This window comes from Bordetella parapertussis (assembly GCF_020735925.1).
In the GTDB taxonomy this organism is placed as follows: domain Bacteria; phylum Pseudomonadota; class Gammaproteobacteria; order Burkholderiales; family Burkholderiaceae_B; genus Bordetella; species Bordetella pertussis.
Map to the genome: position 1 here is coordinate 99,297 of NZ_CP085971.1, position 18,719 is coordinate 118,015.

Consider the following 18,719-nt stretch of genomic DNA (forward strand, 5'->3'; position numbering starts at 1 on the left):
TTGCCGTGCCCCAACCTAGCCGCACGCTGTTTTCGTGATGTTTTGTTTTTTCACTGCGTGTACTGGAGGCATTTATGCGTGAGCCCACTCCTGAATTGGTGGCGCGCCGTCGCGAACTGGTCGAGGCAACGATGACGCGGGTGCGCGCCATCGAAAAGCAGCACGGCCCGACCCGCGAGGCGCTGGAGGCGATCAAGAATGAATTGCTGGCGCTGGCCCGTGAACGGGATGTTTTCCTTACCACGGAATTCAAGCCGGCCAAGCGGGGGACCTTCAAGGACTTCGTTGCCTATCGCTTGAACGAAGAGGACGGCACGGGGCGGGCGATGTATCTGTCGCTGGCGCTGCCCGGCAAGTCGAGCCCGCCGCACAATCACAAGAACTGGGCGGTGCTGGTCGGTTTGGTCGGCGCCGAGGAAAACCGGCTTTACGAGGTGGACGAGAGCGGCAGCTTTCGCCAGCGCGACGCGATCATGGTCGGCCAGGGCGTGGGCGACGAGCCGGTCTGGCAACTGCGCTTCTACGAGCGTCCGCTGGAAGACCAGGTGGACCGCGAGCAATTCGATCCCGGCACGGGCAAGCGCGAGATGTTCCCGCCCAATCCCAATGTGAAGCCATCCTGAAGGGAAGGCGCCGTCCATGGGGCGGGAGCGTAGCGGGTCGTGGTCCTGACAATAATCCGGCAGGGGAGATGGCGATGAAGCGACGTGAAATGTTGAGTCTTTGCGGCAAGTCCGTGATCGCGCTGGGCTGTGGCGGTCTTCCGGCGATCTTGCGGGCCCAGGGGCGTTTCCCCTCCAAGGCGTTGACGTACGTGGTGGCCTACACGCCAGGGTCGGCCAATGACATCCTGGTGCGGATCCTGGCGCCGGAGCTGGGCACCCAGCTCGGGCAGAGCATCATCGTGGACAACAAGCCCGGGGCGGGCGGCAGCATCGGGATGGCGGCCGTCGCGCAATCGAAGGCGGACGGCTACACGCTGGGCCTGGGCTCGACGGCGACGATGGCGATCAATCGCGCGCTGTACAAGAACCTGCCTTATGACCCCTTGCGGGACTTCGAGTCGGTGGTGAAGTTCGCCTCGACGGCCAACGTGCTGGTGGTGCCGGCCGGCGGCCCGGCGAAGACCCTGGCGGACCTCAAGCCGCGCGACGGCAAGTCGCTGATGTTCAGTTCTCCCGGCAATGGGACGACGCAGCATCTGGCGGGGGTGTTGTTCAGCAGTACGACGAAGCTGCCGACCGAGCATGTGCCGTATCGCGGTCCGGCCGAATCGGTGATGGCGGTGGCGTCGGGCGAGGTGGATTTCTCGCTGGCGTCCCTGCCGTCGGCGCTGGCGCAGATCCGCGCCGGCCGGCTGCGGGTGCTGGGCTGTACCTCGCTCAAGCCGCCGTCCAGCCTGCCGCAGACGGTGTCGCTGGCGGAGCAGGGCTTGCCGGGCTTCGAGCGTACCGAGGTGTGGTTCGGGCTGGTGGTGCCGTCGGGTACGCCCGACCAGGCGAGGCTGGCCCTGGAACAGGCGTCGGTCCAGGTGCTGGGCAAGCAGGACGTGCGCGAAAAGCTGGAACAGGCGGGGTATCAGCCCGCGAATCCGCAGTCGGAGGGCAAGTTCGATCCGTTCGTGCGCGAGCAGGTGGCGTTCTGGGCCGATCTGGTGAAGCAGGCGGGCGCTTCGATCGATTGAACGCTGGCCGGGCCGGATGGGCGGGCGGCATGCATGCATGGGGGTGGAGATGTCCGAGGTCGTGAGCGCGCAATGGTTGAGGCAGCGCCTGGAAAGCGGGGCGGAGTGCGCGGTGGTGGATCCGCGCGAAGAGGGGGCGCATTCGGTGTCGCCGCACTTGTTCCATGCGGTCAACCTGCCGCTGTCGCAGTTGGAGCTGCGGGTGGAGCGCCTGTTTCCGCGCCGCGACGTGCCGATCGTGGTGGCGGGCGCGGGCGACGCGCTGGACGAGCGCGCGCGGCGCCGGCTGCAGGAACTGGGGTACGCGGGCGCCGTGCGGCTGGAGGGCGGCTCGCCCGCCTGGGCCGGCCTGGGGCTGCCGTTGTTCACGGGGTTCAACACGGCCAGCAAGGCGTTTGGCGAGTATGTGGAGCATGGTTGCGCGACGCCGTCGATTTCGGCCGACGAGTTGCGGGAGATGGTGGCGTCGGGCCGTCCGCTGGTGATCGTGGACAGCCGTACGCCGGCCGAGCACCGCCGGGCGACGATTCCGGGTTCGGTAAGCGCGCCGGGCGCGGAACTGGTATTGCGCTACGCGGAACTCGCGCCGGATCCGCACACCACCCTGGTGGTCAACTGCGCGGGCCGTACGCGCAGCATCATCGGGGCGCAGTCGCTGATCAATGCCGGGGTGCCGAATCCGGTGTTCGCGTTGCGCAACGGCACGATGGGCTGGGCGCTGGCCGGCCACAAGGTCGAAACGCAGTCCGCGCGCCAGGCCCCGGAGCCGGGCGCGGCGACGCTGGCGTTGGCGCAGCAGCGCGCGGCGGCGGTGCGGCGCCGTTTCGGGATCGGCGAGATCGGCGCGGCCGAATTGCAGCGTCTGCGCGCCGGCGGCGAGCGAACGGTTTACCTGTTCGATGTGCGCACGCAGCAGGAGTACGAGCGCGGGCACGTGCCCGGCGCCGTGCATGCCCCGGGCGGCCAGCTGGTGCAGGCGACCGATTCTTATGTGGCGGTGCGCAATGCGCGCATCGTCCTGTATGACCATCATGGGGTGCGCGATGTCATGACCGGATCGTGGTTGCGCCAGATGGGGCATGAGGATGTGGTGACGTTGCGGGCCGATGCGGTGTCCGCGGCGCAACTGGCCGCGGGCCCGCAGGCGGTGCGGGTGGCCGGGCTCGATGGCGCGCGGGCGCGCCGGCTGGCGCCGGCCGAGGCGGCCGGGAGCCTGGCGCAATACACGGTGGTGGACGTCGGCGCTTATCGCGATTACCAGGCCGGCCACCTGCCGCAGGCGTATTGGGTGACGCGGGCGCGCCTGGCCGAGGCGCTGGACGGGTTGCCGGCCGACCGGCCGTTGCTGCTGGTGTCGCCGGACGCCTTGCTCGCGCAACTTGCCTGCGCCGATGTGGCGGCCTCGGCCGCCAGGCCGGTATATGTGCTGGAGGGCGGCATGGCGCGCTGGCGCGCAGAGGGCCGGCCGGTCGAGGAGGGCGACGGGCGGCCCTTGCACGAGCCCGACGATGCCTTCGTCAAGCCCTTCGAGGCCAGGGATCGCGAGTTGTCGATGCAGGCCTACCTGGATTGGGAGGTGGGCCTGCTTGACGCGGTGCAGCGCCATCCCGCCATACGCTTCGACTTGTACAAGGAATGAGCCTCTGGTAGAGCTTTCTCCATCCAGGGAGGAAGACGATATGAATCTGAGGCAAATCGAGGCGTTTCTGGCGGTGGTCGACCTGGGCACAGTGACCCGGGCGGCGGAAACCATGTATGTGACGCAGTCGGCGGTAAGCCGGCTGATCTCCCGGCTCGAGCGCGAGGTGGGCTTTACGCTGTTCGATCGCCGCCAGGGCCTGATGGCCCCGACGGCCGAGGCCAAGGCGCTGCACGCGGAGGCCATGCGTTCGTACATCGGGCTGAAGGAGATCCAGTTCGCGGCGCAGCGGATCGCGCAGATCGGCAGCGGCATGCTGAAGGTATGCGTGATGAGTTCGCTGCAGCAGGGAGCGCTGCCCAGGCTGGTGACGGAGTTCATGCGCAAGCATCCCGGGATTTCGGTGATGTTCGACGTGCAGCGCCACTACGACGTGGTGTACGCGGTGTCGCGAGGCAGCGCCGAGATCGGTTTCGCGACGCTGCCGGTGGACCATCCCAATATCGAGTCGCTGCCGATCGCGCGCACGCCGGTGGTGTGCCTGCTGCCGACCGGGCATCCCCTGGCCGAGCTGGAAGCGATACGGTCCATGGATTTGCACGGCGTGGATTTCCTCAGCGTGCCGCGCATGCGTTTCAACGATCGCATTACCCGCATTCTCGAAGCGCATGGGGCGAGGCCCCGCACGCGTATCGAGGCGGGCACGATGCTCGCGGCCATGGCGCTGGTGGAGGCCGGGGCCGGGGCTTTTGTCGTCGATGCCTTTACGTTGGGGGCGGTGCGCGATGCGCAGGTCGTGCTCCGGCCGTTCCATCCGGAAGTCATCGTCGAGGTTGGGGCCTTGTATTCGAATTCCCAGCCGCTTTCCATCCTGGCATCCAGGTTCCTGGAGCATTGCCGGGCATTCCAACATGAGATGGAGACAACATGAATGCTTGCCTGCCCGCCGAGGCGCCCTTGGCCGACCCCGATCCGCTCGACCCCGATCGCAAGGCGGTGGATGAGGTGGCCCGGATACTGAAGGCCGAACACACCGAGCTGCTGTTCTGCTTTCCGATCAACTCCCTGATCGACGCCGCGACGGCGGCAGGCATCCGGCCCGTGGTGGCGCGGACCGAACGCGCCGTGGTGGGGATGGCCGACGGCTATGCGCGCGCCAGCCTGGGCGAGCGGGTAGGGGTATGTGCGGTGCAGTATGGGCCCGGCTGCGAGAACGCGTTCGGCGCGATGGCGCAGGCGTATTCGGATTCGTCGCCGGTGCTGATGCTGCCGGGCGGCGTGAACGAGTCGTGTACGGACGTGCGGCCGAATTTCGAGACGGCCAAGCACTATGGGAACATCACCAAATGGGTGGCGCGCGTCAACCGGCCCGATCGCGTGGGCGAGATGATGCGGCGCGCCTACACCGGGCTGCGCAACGGCCGGCGCGGGCCCGTGGCGCTGGAGCTGCCCATGGACGTGATGGAGCAGCCGGTCGGCCGCTCGGCGTCGCGCCACGCGCCCAGCCAGGCCATCCGCACGCTGTGCGATCCGGATACGGTGCGCGCGGCGTGCAGGCTGCTGCTGGCGGCCGAGCGGCCGGTGCTGCACGCGGGGGCGGGGGTATTGCAGTCGGGCGCCACGCCGGAGCTGGTGGAGCTGGCCGAGTTGCTGTCGATTCCGACGATGACGACGTTGTCCGGCAAGAGCGGTTTCCCCGAGCGGCATCCGCTGGCGCTGGGCAGCGGCGGCATGGCATGGCCGGCGACGGTGGCGCATGGGCTGCGCACGGCAGACCTGCTGTTCGGCGTCGGCGCGAGCCTGACCAAATCGGTGTTCGCCGCGCCCCTGCCCGCCGGGCGGCGCGCCATGCAGCTGGCGGTGGACGATTCGGACCTGAACAAGGACTATCCGCTGGACCATGCCTTGCTGGGCGATGCCAGGCTGGTGCTGCGGCAGATGATAGACATGCTCAAGAACGAGTTCGGCGTGCAGCCGGATCCGGCCCGCACCGCGCGCACAGGCGGCGAACTCGAGGCAATACGGCAGGCCTGGCTGCGCCAGTGGCACGACAAGCTGACGTCGGCGTCGCGGCCCATCAATCCGTATCGGGTGGTGCATGACCTGCAGATCGCCTGGGCGGATCGGGACGTGATCATCACGCACGATGCCGGCAGCCCGCGCGACCAGCTCAGTCCGTTCTACCGCTGCCGCCGGCCGGGCGAATACCTGGGCTGGGGGCGGTCGACCCATCTGGGCTACAGCCTGCCCCTGGCGCTGGGCGCCAAGATGGCGCGCCCCGACGCGCTGGTGGCGCACTTGCTGGGCGACGCGGCGTTCGGCGAATGCGCGATGGACCTGGAGACGGCAGTGCGCAACCGGATCGGCACTGTGACGGTCCTGATGAACAATGGCTGCATGGGCGGCTACGACAAGCACATGCCTTTGTCGAGCACCACGCATCGCACGCGCTTTCTGTCCGGCGACTACGAGATGATCGCGCGCGGCCTGGGCGCGTGGACCGAGCGGGTCGAGGATCCGGCCCGATTGGTCGAGGCCTTGCGCGAGGCGGCGCGCGTCGCCGATACCGGCCGGCCCGCGGTGCTGGAAATCATGACCGCCGAGGAAAAGGCCTTGTCCCAGGAAGCGCCGTAGCGGGCGGCAGGCCGCAAGAAGCCGGCGCCCGTGCCAGGGTGTTCACATTGTGAACACCCTGCTTCTGTTTCACGAGTCTCCGATCCTACGATGGCTGCGCACCGATGGGTGCATTGCCAAGCATCGGAGACAGACGGGTGACATCAACCATTCCTGGCAGCCCCGCGTTGGATGGGCTGGTCGTACTGGGCATATCGCGCGTGCTGGCGGGCCCTTTGGCCGGCCAGATCCTGGGGGACCACGGCGCCAATGTCATCAAGGTCGAATCGTTCAACGGCGACGACACGCGGGGATACGGCCCGCCGTTCGTCGGCGAGGACGCGGCCTATTTCCTGGGCCTGAATCGAAACAAGCGCAGCATCGCCGTCGACCTGTCCCGGCCGCAGGGCCGGGACCTGTTGCTGGATATGGTGCTGGGCGCCGACGTGCTGATCGAGAACTTCAAGCGCAGCACGTGGCGCAAGTGGGGCATCACGGACTTCGGCCAGCTCAGCGCGCGCAACCCGCGGCTGGTCCATTGCCGCATTTCCGGTTTCGGCGACGATGGCCAGCTCGGCGGCATGCCGGGCTATGACGCGGCGGTCCAGGCGCTGACCGGATTCATGACGATCAACGGGCCCGCCGAGGCGGACCCGACCAAGCTGGGCGTGCCCATCATCGACGTCAGCACGGGCTTGAATGCGGCGATCGCGATATCGATGGCGCTGTTCGAGCGGTCGAAATCCGGCAAGGGGCAGTTGGTGGAGGTCAGCCTGTTCGACACGGCGCTGGCCATCCTGCACCCGCACGCGGCCAATGTGCTGGCCGGCGGGAAGGCCGAGCGCAGCGGCAACCTGCATCCGAACATCTATCCCTATGACTTGTTCCCGACCCGCACGGCGGATATCTATCTGGCCGTGGGCAACGACGGCCAGTTTCGCTACCTGTGCAAGTCGCTCGGCTGCCCGCAGCTCGCCGATGACGGCCGCTTTTCGTCCAACCGGTTGCGGGTCGCCAACCGCGCGGCCTTGCGCGAGATCCTGACGCAGCGCCTGAAGGACGTGGATGGTTCCGAGCTGTTCCAGGGCTTGCTGAGCAACGGGGTGCCGTGCGCGCCGGTGCATTCGGTGCAGGAGGCGCTCGAGCTCGAGCATCTGCGGCAGCGCGACGGCCTGGTGCGGGTGGGGGAATACCAGGGGCTGCGCTCGCCCATCCGGATGCAGCGCACGCCGCCTTCGGTACGGGCCCGTCCGCCCGGCATCGGAGATGCATACGGACGAGCTGCTGGGCGAGCTGGGTTTGCCGCCGGGGCAGATCGCCAGGCTGGTGGACGAGGGCGTGGTCAAGGTTTCCAAGGAGCGAGCATGAACCATATCAGTATCAGGTACGAGGACTCGGTGGCGGTGGTGACCTACGACCGGGGAGAGAAGAAGAATGCGATGTCGATGCAGATCATCCGGGACCTCACCGCGACGGCCGAGGCGCTGAAGGATCGCCACGACATCACGTGCGTGGTGCTCGGCGGCAGCCGCGCGGCGTTCAGCGCCGGGGTGGACCTGACTGACCCGGAGCGTTTCGACCTGGCCGGCAAGAGCCTGAGCGAGCAACGCCAGATCCTTACCCTCGGCACGCGCATGTGCCGGGCGTGGGAGGAACTGCCGCAGATCACCGTCGCGGCCATCGAGGGCATGAATGTGGGCGGCGGCGTGGCGCTGACGCTCGCCTGCGACTGGCGCGTGATGGCCGACGACGCGTATCTGTTCGTGCCCGAGGCCCAGATCGGGATCAACCTGAGCTGGAACGCGATCCCGCGGCTGGTGAACATGGTCGGCGCCTCCATGGCCAAGCAGATCGTGCTGCTGGGCGAGAAGATGCCCAGCGCCCAGGCCAGGGAACTGGGCCTGGTCGATTGGGTGGTGCCGGGCGGCAGCGCCGAGGCGCGCGCCATCGAGGTCGCCGGCCGCGTATCGCAGTGTCCGGCGCATGTGGTGAGAATGAGCAAGCAGAGCATCAACGCCCACGCGAACGCGCTGAATCATCTCGGCACGTATATGGATGTCGATCAGGCCATGGTGTGCGGCGCCTCGCCCGAGGCGGCGCGCGCGCGCGGCCAGTTCAACAAGGCGCGGGCCTAGCGGCGGCGCGCGGCCGGCTGGACAAGAAAAACGACCAGGAGACAAAAGATGAATACCAATCTCGCGAAGTGGCTGGGGCGGCTGGTGGTGGCCGGTGTGGCGTTCGGATCCGGCGCGCCGGCCGCGACGGCCGCCGATCAGCCATCGTCCTGGCCGCGCAAGTCGGTGACGATCGTGGTTCCCTTCTCGCCGGGCGGGTCCACCGACCAGATCGCCAGGCTGTTCAGCGCCAAGCTGGCCGAGAAGCTGGGACAGCCGTTCGTGGTCGTCAATCGCCCCGGCGCCGGCACGATCGTGGGCATGCAGGAGGTGGTGCGCGCCCGGCCCGACGGCTACACGCTGCTGCTGGCGGTCAGCACGGTGTCGACGCAGCCGGCGCTGTACCCGAACCTGCCCTACGACATAAAGCGCGACCTGGTGCCGGTGTCGCTGCTGGGCAAGATTCCGCTGCTGATCTATACCAACCCGGCCTTTCCGGCGCACACGCTGGGCGAACTGGTCGAGCAGGCCCGCAAGCCGGGCGCGGACATCACCTACGCGTCGCCGGGCGCGGCATCGACGGCCGGCTTGACCGGGGAGTTGTTCAACGAGAAGGTCAAGACGGAGATCCGCCACATTCCGTACAACAGCGGTTCGCCGGCCATGACGGATGTCATGGGCGGAAACGTGGATCTGCTGTGGGGGACGGCGGCGCAGGGGCTCGAGCAGTACCGGGCCAAGCGGTTGAACGCGGTGGCCATATCGAGCGAGCGCCGCAGTCCGTCGTTTCCCGAGGTGCCGACGTTTCGCGAGCAGGGCGTGGACCTGGTGGCCGAGGAATGGTTCGGCCTGATGGCGCCCAAGGGCACGCCGCCGGAGATCGTGGCCAGGGTCAGCCAGGCGGCCAGCGAGATCGTCAAGGGCAACAGCTTCGGCGACGACTACAATTATTTCGAATTCATCGGCTCGGACCCGGCTTCCTTCGGCGCGTACATGGACGCGCAGGCGGCGTTGTGGACCGGGCTGGTCCACCGGCTGGGGTTGCAAGTGAAGTGAAGGCCTTGAAGGCGCGCGACATCGACACATCGGACGAGGAGCAGGGCAAGGGGCCGCAGGCCTTGCGGCGGGGGCTGGCTATCGTGGAATTCCTGGAGGGCGCCGCTACGCCAGCGGTGTCGGTTACCGAGATAGCCCAGCGTACCGGCCTGCAGCGGCCGACCGTGCATCGCCTGCTGGATGCGCTCGAACAGTTCGGCTGGGTGGCCAGGCGGGACGACGGGCGGCGGTTCCTGGCGCGCGAGCGCGGCGCCGACGCCAGCTTTCTCGACGCTGGCCTCGATGCGCGCGCGCCGCGCTCGCTGATCCTGCAATCGATACCCGCGATGCGGCGCCTGGCGCAGCGCTTCGGCGACACCGTCTACCTGGTCTGGCGCGACGGCGGCGACTCGGTGTCGATTCACCGCGAGTTCGGGTCCTATCCGATCCAGGTGGTCGGCTCGTACCCGGGCAACCGCTATCCGCTGGGGGTGGGCTCGGCCGGGATGGCCATCCTGGCGGCGATGCCGGCGCCGGCGGCCGAGTCGCTGGTCATGCGCAATGCCGACAGGATCCGCGCATTCGACGGGCTGGCGCCCGAGGTCCTGCTGCGCTTGCGGGCCTGCGCGGTCGAGAGCGGTTATGCCGTGATGCAGAATTACGTGGCCAAGCAGGCGCTGGGCGTGGGCTGCGCCATGAAGCGCAGGCAGGGCGTGCCCGTGCTCGTCATGAGCGTGAGCTCCGTGGCCGAACGCATGTCGAAGGCCCGGCAGCGCGAGATTGCCACGGCCATCGACGCGGAGCTTGTGCTGCTGGCGCAAATGGAGTGAGGGGCCCGGCCCTGCCCGAAACGCCTACTGCACGGTCGCGCCCGAGGCTTGGACCACTTCCGCCCAGCGCTTGATCTCCTGGCGCACGTACGCATCGAAGGCCGCCGGGTCGGTGACCTCGGCCTGCGCGCCCATCTTGTCCAGCCATTGCAGGACGTCTTTCTGGGCGAACACGTGCGCCATTTCGGCGTGCAGCCTTTCGACCACGTCGCGGGGCAGGCCGGCGGGTCCCATCAGGCCGAACCATGAGCGGACATCGAAGCCCGGCGCGGTCTCGGCGATTGCGGGGATGTCGGGGAACGCCGGGTTGCGCTGGGCGCTGGTCACGCCGAGCGCGCGCAGCCTGCCGGTGCGGATGTTGGGCGCCGCCGACGGCAGGTTGTCGAACATCAGGTCCACGTGGCCGCCCAGCAGGTCGGTGACGGCGGGGGCCGAGCCCTTGTAGGGCACGTGCTGGTACTTGGCGCCGGTGTCCATGCGGAATTTCTCGGCCGACAGGTGCTGCGAGGTTCCGTTGCCCGACGAGGCGAACGTCAGGTCGTGGGTCTGCGAGTAGCGGATGAATTCTTCCACGCTGTTGACCGGCACCTTGGGGTTGACGACCAGGACGTTGGGGATCGAAACCACGCCGGCGATGAACGTGAAATCGCCGAGCGTGTCATAAGGCAGGTTCTTGACCAGACTGGCGTTGATGGTGTGGTTGATGGCGCCCATCAGCAGGGTGTAGCCGTCGGCGGGGGCGCGCGCTACGGCCTGGGTGCCGATCACCCCGCCGCCGCCGGGCCGGTTTTCCACCACAATGGGCTCGGGCCATGACGGGCTCAGGTGCTGCGCGATCAGCCGGGCGACGAGGTCGGTGGCGCCGCCGGCGGCGGCCGGCACGACCAGGCGCACGGGACGTTGGCCGGGATAGGCCGTTTTCTGCGCCCAGGCGCGGGTGGCCAGCAGGCTTAACAAGGTCGCGGTCAGAAACGAGCGTCGGTGCATGATGTCTCCTGTCGTTATGGTCTGCGCTTGCCGGTCGTGGCCGGAGCGCGTTTTGCGGGATATCCGGCGGTGGCGCGGAATTCACGCGGGTTCGAACACCGGCGCATGGCGCCCTTCGGGGGTTTGCCGGAAGGCCACGCGCAATCGCATGCCGATGCAAAGGGCGGCGGCCTCGGCCTCCACGATGTTGGTCATGACCAGCGGCCCCTCGTCGAGCTGCGCATAGGCCAGCACGTAGGCGGGCGCCTGTCCCCGGTGGATGACCGAGAAGGTATGCAGCGTGGCCGCGCCGGTCGCGGGGGTGCCAGTGCGTCTGGCCGCAATCCTGGCAGTACGGCAGCAGCAAGGCGCCGCCGGCCGCGGCCTGCCAGAAGGGCGCAAGTTCCGGAAAGGCCGCGACGTAGGGGTCATGGGAGAGTTCGGTCGATGTCATACGCGCTCCAGCAGCACGGTTGCGTGGGCGTGGCCGGCGCCCATTACCAGGCCGGGCCCCGTCGCCAGGGCGATGTCGCACGACGGCACCTGTACGGCGGGGTGCGCTTCGCCGCGCAGCTGGCGCACCGCTTCGATGACCTTGGTGATGCCGCCGCGGTTCTGGGGATGGTTGTTGCACATGCCGCCGCCATCGGTGTTCCAGGGCAGGCGTCCGACGCCGGAGATCAGGTTGCCGTCGGCCACGAACCTGCCGCCTTCGCCCTTGGCGCAAAAGCCCAGGTCTTCCAGCTGCAGGGCCACCATGATGGTGAAGTTGTCGTACACCGAGGCGTATTTCACGTCGGCGGGCGCGAGGCCGGCCATCTCGAACGCGCGCGGGCCGGTGACGGCGGCGCCGGTCTGCAGCAGGTCCAGGCGGCCGGCTTCGTTGGTGCGGATGGTTTCGGCGTAGCCGCGCACGCCGACCCGGGGGCGCGCCAGCGACGCGGCGATGTGCGGCGCGACCAGGACCAGCGCGCCGCCGCCGTCGGTGATGACGCAGCAGTCCATCCGGCGCAGCGGGTCCGCCACCAGCGGCGAGCCCAGTACGTCTTCGGTCGTGTAGCGCTTGCGCAGCAGGGCGTGGGGGTTGTGCTGGGCATGGTGCGACGCGGCCACCTTGACCCACGCCAGCTGTTCCATGGTCGTGCCGTATTCGTGCATATGGCGGCGCGCCAGCAGGCCGTACATGCCGGCCACCGTCCAGGCATAGGGCTGTTCGAAGGCGGCGGCCGGCCGCTCGGGCGGGATCTGGCGGATCTCGGTGCCGGTGGTCTGGCCGCTGCTGCGCGGCTTGCCCGCCAGCGTGATGAGAGCCACCGAGCACTTGCCGCGCGCGATGGCGTCGGCCGCGTGGCCGACGTGCGCGATGTACGAGCAGCCGCCCGATTCGGTGCCGTCCACATGGCGCAGCTTGCGCAGGTTGAGGTAATCGGCCATCAGCGCGGGAATGCCGCCCGGCGCATCCGCCGCGCAGAAGTAGCCGTCCACGTCCTCCAGGGACAGGCCGGCGTCGGCCAGGGCGCCGCGCGCGCATTCGGCGTGCAGTTGCGCCGTGGATTTGTCCGGCGCATGGCGGGTGGGGTGTTCGAAGGCGCCTGCCACGAAGGCGGGATGTTGAAAGGCCATGTCGTTATCCAGTCGATATGAAATCCGGAGTGGCGGGCCGCGCTCAGACGCGCCGCGCCTGGCCGCTCCAGTAGCGTTCGCGGATGTCGCGCTTGAGCACCTTGCCGACCGAGCTGCGCGGCAATTGCTCCCACACTTCGATGGTCTTGGGGGTTTTCATGCTGCCCAGCCGCTCGCGGCAGTAGGCCAGGACCTGCTCCGCATCCCATTGCGCGCCCGCCTTGAGCTCCACGACTGCCTTGATGGCTTCGCCCCAGTGGTCGTCGGGCACGCCGACCACGGCGCAATCGCCGACCGCCGGATGGGCCCACAGCACTTGCTCGACCTCGCTGGGAGAAATATTGAATCCGCCGGAGACGATCAGGTCTTTCATGCGGTCGACGATATACAGATAGCCGTCGCCATCCTGGTATCCCACGTCGCCCGTGTGCAGCCATCCCTGCTTGAATGTCTCGGCGGTCTTGGCGGGGTCCTGGTAGTAGCCCTGGGCCACCAGGTCGCCCTGGACCACGATTTCGCCGCGCTCGCCCGCCGGCAACAGATTCCCGTGCGGGTCCATGATGCCCAGGCGCACGAACGGCGAAGCGCGGCCGCAGCTTGCCAGCCGGTGCCGCAAGGCGGGGTCGCGCAGGATGCCGGCGTGCTCGCCCGCGCTCAGCACGGTGCACATGAAGGGCGCCTCGGCCTGGCCGTAGGCCTGGACCATGACCGGCCCGAAGATGTCCAGCGCTTCGCGCAGCTTGTCGACCGACATCGGGGCGGCCGAGTACAGGAAGTAGCGCAGCGACGCATAGTCGCCCCGGCGTATCTCCGGATGCGCCAGCAGCTTGTAGATCGCCGTCGGCGGCAGGAATAGCTGCGTCACCTTGTAGCGCCCGATGGCGTCGATGATCGCGGCCGGGTCGGCGGTGGGCAGGATCACGTTGCACCCGCCGTAGGCGCAGGCGGCAAAGGTGGCCGAACCCGCCGCATGCGAAAGCGGCGCCACGACCAGGTGCACGGGCCGTTCGAGCACGGGCATGGCGGCGTACCAGTTCGCCAGCAGCGCCAGGTAGTTGCGGTGCGTGACCAGCACGCCCTTGGGCAGCCCGGTGGTGCCGCCGGTGCCGCGGATGGCGACGACGTCGTCGATCCGCGCATCGCTGCGGGCCGGTGCGGCGGACTGCCGCGCCATCCAGTCTTGCAGCGAAGGCGCTTGCGGCAAGGCGCCGTCGATGCATACCACGCCCTTCAGGCCGGGCAGGGCCTGGAGCAGGCCGGGCAGCTGGGCGGCGAACTGGCTGTGGATGAACAGGAACTCGCAGCCGCCGCGCGCCAGGATGTTGGCGTTTTCCTCGGCGGCGTTGCGCGCGTTGACGGGCAGCCACATGTAGCCGGAGCGGACGATGCCCAGCGTGGCGGGAAAGGTGAGCAAGTGATTGGCCGACAGCGTGCCGACCTTGCTGTCGCGGTCCAGGCCCGCGGCGCGCAGGCCGTTGGCGATGCGATGGGACATGTCCTGGATCTGCCCGTAGCTGAGCGTGCGCCCGCCGGGTTCGATGAAACAGGGTTCGGCCAGGCCGTAGCCGGCGCCTCGATCGAAAGTGTCGATCAATTGCATGGTTGTCTCCGGAGCGCGATTCGATGCCGTGCGGGCGCGATGCTTGCCTGCCCCGGGCCGCTGCTCCTCTCGGCGGCCACGACAATAGGAAAACGTTTCCCTATCGATGATGCTACGATGCCGGTCCGAGATGGACAATGACATGGAACGTTTTCATCCAGGAAAACCATGACGAAACGAGTTTCCGTGCGCGAGGTCGCGCATGCGGCCGGGGTTGCCATCAGTACCGTTTCGCGCGTGCTCAACGGTTCGGGCTATGCGAGCCCGGATGTGCGCCTGCGCGTGCAGCAGGCCGTCGCCAGGCTGGGCTACGAGCCGGACTACACGGCGCGCCATCTGCGCACCGGCCACAGCCGGACGATAGGCTGCCTGCTGCCCAGCATCGCCAACCCGTTCGTCGCCCAGCTCCTGAGCGAGGTGGAGCGGCTCGCGCAGGCGGCCGGCTATTCCCTGCTGGTGGGCAGTTCGGAGCAACGGTCGCGCGACAAGGAGCTGGTGGCGTTCTTCGAGAACCGGCGCCTGGAGGGCATCATCGCCTTGCCCGCGCACGAGTACGACCCCATCGCCGCCTCGCCCTTCGCCGCCACGAAGCTGCCCACGGTCATCATGGACCGCGACATGGGCCCGGGTTTCGATGCCGTGCTGATCGACCACGAGCCCGGCATGCGCCAGGTCATGGACTACCTGCTGAGCCTGGGCCACCAGCGGATCGCCCTGTTCGCCATCGGCAGCCAGGTGCGCCCGGGCAGGCTGAAGCTGCGCAGCTACCGCGCCGCGCTGGAGGCGGCCGGCCTGCCGTTCGACGACAGGCTGGTGTACCTGACCGATTCGTCGCTCGAGTCCGCGCGCCAGCCCATGCAGCGCATGCTGGGGCTGGACGCGCCGCCGACCGCGATCGTCGCCGTGGGCACGCAGCTGCTGTCCGGCGCCGTGCACGTCGTGCGCGAGGCGGGGATGGATATCCCGCGCGACATGTCGGTGGTGGCCATCGGCACCATGCAGACCCTGGAGCTGATGTACCCGCCGGTTACCGCGCTGCGTTACAACTTCCAGGACAGCGCCCGCGCCGTGGTGCAGCTGATCCTGGAGCGCATCGAAAGAACCGCGCCGCCGCAGGCGCGCACCGTGGTCATTCCCTCCGACCTGATCCTGGGCAGCTCCTGCGGGCCGGCCCCGGCGCGCTGAATGCCGGCCCGGAAAGCCATTGAAACAGCTTATACGTACCGTATCCCTGTATGCAGGACTGAAACATACCTGAACGGGTATCTTGTCCTCCAGGCCGGTGGCGCCTTGCTCTGCCCGGCCCGACGCGGGGTCGCATCGCAGGGACGCCCCGCTACAGGAGAACAACGATGACAATCAACAAACGACTGATTCAGGCGATTCTGGCCGGCGCGCTGGCGCTGGGCCTGAGCACTGCGGCGCTGGCCGACAAGCAGGGCCGCAATACGGTGATCGGGGCCGGGCTGGGCGGCGTGGCCGGCGCGCTGCTGTCCGACGGCGATCCCTGGGTGACCCTGGGCGGCGCGGCCGCCGGCGGGGTGCTCGGCCACGTCATTACCGACGACGACCGGCGCGGGCGCCGCCACCATTGGGACCGCGACCGCGGCCGCGACTACAAGCGGGCCAGTTACCGGGGCCATGACAAGTACCGCGGCAACAAGCACCGGTACAAGCACCGTCGCCACTGAGCGCGGGCCGCTGGCCGCCGCCGTCGGGCCGGCCCGGCCCGGTCAGTCGGGGTCGGCAAGCGCGCGGCGGTTCCGCGAGCCGTAGAAGGGGTTGCGCGGCGCGCGGCTTCTCGTTCGCGGCCTCGCTCGATGGGCGGGCGCCCATGACCTCCGGGCGCCGCGCCTTGAGCCGCTTGAATGTCTCGAAGCCGGCTTGCGGGGAAGACGGTTCGTGCAAGGTGAAGAGACCCGCGACGCAGTTCACGCACATGGCTGCTCACCAGATTCGGGCGAGCTCGCCGATGTCGTCGAGCTGCTCCAGCCGGAAGATCATGGCCGCGATCCGTTCCGCGGACCCGGCTTTTGCCCGGCTTGCGCAATGGGTGAATTTTTCGAGCAGCTCGGTATCGGCCATGCGCGTGCGCGGCGTAGCCGGTGAGCCCTTGCGGTAGTGAAGCTCCGATTCGAAGGTCCTGCCGCGCGCGCGGATCTCCACGCGCCCGATGCGCGACTGCGGCTCGGCGGCCAGCATTTCCTCGAACCGCGGGTGGGGCAGCACGGTGACCTTGCGCATGAAGGCAAGCAGCCGATCATTGTTCAAGGTGGCGTCATCGTGCCATGCAGGCCCGCTCCTGACGCCATGGACGATCATGGAGACCGCATACGCGACGTTCATCGCCGCGTCGCCCGCAGACGCGATGAACGTATTGACGAACATCGGCAGGGTCGCGGCATGCGGGTCGCAGTATGCGGCGACGTTCTCGATTTCGTGCGGCTTCAATGCATGGTCGGCCAGGATGGCGCCGAGGCAGTCCAGCACGGTATGCGAGATGCGGCAGGTCGGGTAGGGCTTGTAGATGGTGAGATCCGGAAAGCGCCAGTCCGTGCCCAGGCCGTCGGTGAGCGCGCGCGGGTTCCACTTCCGTACGCCCATGTAGCGCCAGAATCCGTACTCGCCTTCAAGCGCCGCCACGTCGCCGCGATACCCGTTGGACGCGAGCAGGACCGCCTGCAGGGCGGCCTGCGCCATCCAGCCGGCCATGAGGTACTTGTCGTCGGTGGCGGGCAATGTCTGGATCCATTTGGTCATGGATTGGGCCGGCGCCATGCGCGCCGCCAGCCCGACCGCATGCGCCGTGAGGTCGCGCGGCATCCCGCGCGCGAGCGCGCAGGCCAGGGTGCTGCCGATGATGGTGCTGCTGTAGCCCGTGACGGGCGGAAAGCCGAGGCGCTGTCCGGGGGTGAGGTCGCGGTAATGGGACATCGCCGAGCCGACGCGGGCGCAAACTTCATGCGCCACCGCGATTGCCTCGATGATGCGCTTGCCGCCGGCGCGCGCCGCCTCGCCGGCGGCGAGCAGGGGTGGAAGGGCGTAGGGAGCCACGTGCCCGGGCGGAATGGTGCAGGCGTCGAAGTCGAGCGCGTTGATGAGCTCGCCGTTGACGAACGCGGCCGACGCCGCGGACAGGCGCTCCTGGCCGCCGAACACGGACGCCTCGGCCGGTCCGCCCATGTCGCGGCCGGCCTGCATGGCAAGCCGGCCCTTGTCCGCGCCGAGCGCCGCGTAGGCGCAGCCCAGGCTGTCGAGCAGGATGCGCTTGCATTCGGCGACGACCTGGGCGGGCAGCGCGTCATAGCGCACCGCCGCGGCGAAATCGGCCAGGCGGCCGATCAGTGTGTCGCAAGCCACGGCCGCCATCAGGGGACGATGGTGATGTGCAGGGGCTCGGGCCCTTGCCTGACTTCGCCGGCGAGAATGCGAATGGCCAGCTCGGCGTCCTTCAATGCCATGGTGTGGGTGTGCCAGGCGGAGAAATCGTAGGCGCCGGAACAGATGGCCCGTACCGCCAGTCCGTACGAGCGCGTCGAGATCCCCCGGACTCCCTTGATTTCGATGCCGTCCATGACGAGATCGTCGGGACGCAGCGCCACCGTGCGGGTGTTTCCCTTCAGCCCCGCAAGCACGATCGTGCCGCCGGGCCGCACCAGCGCAATGGCGTCGAGTATGGGTTGCGTCGCGACCGGCGTGACGTCGATCACGCGATCGAATTTCTGCCCTTCCAGGGCGCGGGCCAGCGAAGCGGGGTCGGCGGGATCGATCGCCACCACTTCCGTCGCGCCCAGCGAGCGGGCCAGTTCCAGTTTGTACGCGTCTTTCTGCAGGCCGGTCACGACGATCCGGTTGGCGCCGGCGATGACCGCGGCGATCACGCAGGCCAGGCCGCGCTGGCCGGGGCCGAAGATCAGTACGTCGTCGCCGACGCGGGTGCCGGCCGAGGTGATGGCCCACTCGAAGCCCGCGCCCAGCGGGTTGAACATGACGGCATCTTCGATCGGCAGGCTGTCGGGCATCTTGTGGACGATCGCATTGCCCTTGAGCATCATGTGCTCGGCGAATCCGCCCCACAGTCCGCAGCCTTCGGAGAGCGGCGACAGGCCCAGGTTGATCTTTCGCGCGCACAGCTGGAACATGCCCTCCACGCAGTATGAACACACGCCACAGCCATAGTGGGGCTGCACCGCCACGCGGTCGCCCTCCTTGAGTTGCATGCGTTGGGCCGCGCTGTCGCCGATACGTTCGATGCGACCAACCGGTTCGTGGCCGGGAATCAGTTCGGGTACGTGGCCCAGCGAGCCTTCGTAGCGTTCGTAGTCGGTGCCGCAGATGCCGCAGCCTTCCACGCGCACCAGCGCTTCGTCGGGCGCGAGCACTTCGGGCAAGGGAAGCTGGACGTATTCCAGCCGCCGGGGGCCGCGCTGGACGATTGCGTGAGTTTTCATTGTCTGCCTGTTTTCCGGGGTTCATTGCACTTGCATGTCGCGGGAACCAGTACAGCGCACGGGTATCCGGCGGTCAATTTGAAAGTAAGCGCGGATTCATAGGCTTGCCGCAAGGCATGGGCGCGCGAGCGCGGCGCGGCTGCCACTGCCTATCAATGGAGGAA

General features: G+C 68.3%; 15 protein-coding genes and 2 pseudogenes. 11 read left to right on the plus strand and 6 right to left on the minus strand.

Annotation, left to right across the window (positions count from 1 at the left end; all coding sequences use genetic code 11):
- Positions 1-74 precede the first annotated feature (74 nt).
- From LK409_RS00485 to LK409_RS00520, 9 genes and pseudogenes are all read left to right on the plus strand, one after another.
- Positions 75-623 (plus strand): cupin domain-containing protein, encoded by a 549-nt coding sequence (locus LK409_RS00485; RefSeq protein ID WP_010927544.1) that lies wholly within the window; start codon positions 75-77, stop codon positions 621-623.
- Positions 624-691: 68 nt separating this feature from the next.
- Complete coding sequence (locus LK409_RS00490) at positions 692-1,684, plus strand: Bug family tripartite tricarboxylate transporter substrate binding protein (protein ID WP_010927545.1); 993 nt, start codon at positions 692-694, stop codon at positions 1,682-1,684.
- 49 nt (positions 1,685-1,733) lie between these two features.
- Entirely contained in the window at positions 1,734-3,323 is a 1,590-nt protein-coding gene (locus LK409_RS00495; protein ID WP_010927546.1) for a rhodanese-related sulfurtransferase, read from the plus strand.
- Between the two features lie 40 nt (positions 3,324-3,363).
- Positions 3,364-4,254: a LysR family transcriptional regulator gene (locus tag LK409_RS00500; RefSeq protein WP_010927547.1), complete on the plus strand. Its 891-nt coding sequence runs from the start codon at positions 3,364-3,366 to the stop codon at positions 4,252-4,254.
- Positions 4,251-5,957 (plus strand): thiamine pyrophosphate-requiring protein, encoded by a 1,707-nt coding sequence (locus tag LK409_RS00505; RefSeq protein WP_010927548.1) that lies wholly within the window; start codon positions 4,251-4,253, stop codon positions 5,955-5,957. The genes LK409_RS00500 and LK409_RS00505 overlap by 4 nt, the downstream gene beginning before the upstream one ends.
- Positions 5,958-6,124: 167 nt before the next feature.
- A pseudogene (locus tag LK409_RS22735) lies at positions 6,125-7,304 on the plus strand (CaiB/BaiF CoA transferase family protein).
- A complete protein-coding gene (locus LK409_RS22740) occupies positions 7,301-8,071 on the plus strand; it encodes an enoyl-CoA hydratase/isomerase family protein (protein WP_010927549.1) in 771 nt (256 codons plus the stop codon). Before LK409_RS22735 ends, LK409_RS22740 begins: the two are co-directional and overlap by 4 nt.
- Before the next feature lie 48 nt (positions 8,072-8,119).
- The gene (locus tag LK409_RS00515) at positions 8,120-9,106 is read left to right on the plus strand and encodes a tripartite tricarboxylate transporter substrate binding protein (RefSeq protein ID WP_010925872.1); all 987 of its coding nucleotides are present in this window, start codon (positions 8,120-8,122) and stop codon (positions 9,104-9,106) included.
- Positions 9,103-9,915, plus strand: a complete 813-nt coding sequence (locus LK409_RS00520; protein ID WP_041937096.1) for an IclR family transcriptional regulator — start codon at positions 9,103-9,105, stop codon at positions 9,913-9,915. The genes LK409_RS00515 and LK409_RS00520 overlap by 4 nt, the downstream gene beginning before the upstream one ends.
- A gap of 24 nt (positions 9,916-9,939) precedes the next feature.
- Here the strand turns inward: LK409_RS00520 and LK409_RS00525 are convergent, their stop codons facing one another.
- The 4 genes and pseudogenes from LK409_RS00525 to LK409_RS00540 all read right to left on the minus strand — a co-directional run bounded on the left by LK409_RS00525 (position 9,940) and on the right by LK409_RS00540 (position 14,104).
- Positions 9,940-10,902: a Bug family tripartite tricarboxylate transporter substrate binding protein gene (locus tag LK409_RS00525; RefSeq protein ID WP_010927551.1), complete on the minus strand. Its 963-nt coding sequence runs from the start codon at positions 10,900-10,902 to the stop codon at positions 9,940-9,942.
- Positions 10,903-10,983: 81 nt separating this feature from the next.
- Positions 10,984-11,335: pseudogene (locus LK409_RS00530) on the minus strand (Zn-ribbon domain-containing OB-fold protein).
- Positions 11,332-12,504: a thiolase domain-containing protein gene (locus LK409_RS00535; RefSeq protein WP_010927552.1), complete on the minus strand. Its 1,173-nt coding sequence runs from the start codon at positions 12,502-12,504 to the stop codon at positions 11,332-11,334. Before LK409_RS00535 ends, LK409_RS00530 begins: the two are co-directional and overlap by 4 nt.
- A gap of 43 nt (positions 12,505-12,547) precedes the next feature.
- Positions 12,548-14,104 (minus strand): class I adenylate-forming enzyme family protein, encoded by a 1,557-nt coding sequence (locus LK409_RS00540; RefSeq protein ID WP_041937097.1) that lies wholly within the window; start codon positions 14,102-14,104, stop codon positions 12,548-12,550.
- Between the two features lie 168 nt (positions 14,105-14,272).
- On the opposite strand from LK409_RS00540, the gene LK409_RS00545 reads away from it, so the two are divergent.
- Entirely contained in the window at positions 14,273-15,289 is a 1,017-nt protein-coding gene (locus LK409_RS00545) for a LacI family DNA-binding transcriptional regulator (protein WP_003807890.1), read from the plus strand.
- A gap of 167 nt (positions 15,290-15,456) precedes the next feature.
- Positions 15,457-15,795: a glycine zipper 2TM domain-containing protein gene (locus LK409_RS00550; RefSeq protein ID WP_003807892.1), complete on the plus strand. Its 339-nt coding sequence runs from the start codon at positions 15,457-15,459 to the stop codon at positions 15,793-15,795.
- Between the two features lie 256 nt (positions 15,796-16,051).
- Here LK409_RS00550 and LK409_RS00555 read toward each other — a convergent pair whose 3' ends face one another.
- Together LK409_RS00555 and LK409_RS00560 are read right to left on the minus strand one after the other, a co-directional pair.
- A complete protein-coding gene (locus tag LK409_RS00555; protein WP_010927554.1) occupies positions 16,052-17,473 on the minus strand; it encodes an MmgE/PrpD family protein in 1,422 nt (473 codons plus the stop codon).
- Entirely contained in the window at positions 17,473-18,555 is a 1,083-nt protein-coding gene (locus LK409_RS00560) for a zinc-dependent alcohol dehydrogenase (protein WP_003807897.1), read from the minus strand. The genes LK409_RS00555 and LK409_RS00560 overlap by 1 nt, the downstream gene beginning before the upstream one ends.
- Positions 18,556-18,719 lie beyond the last annotated feature (164 nt).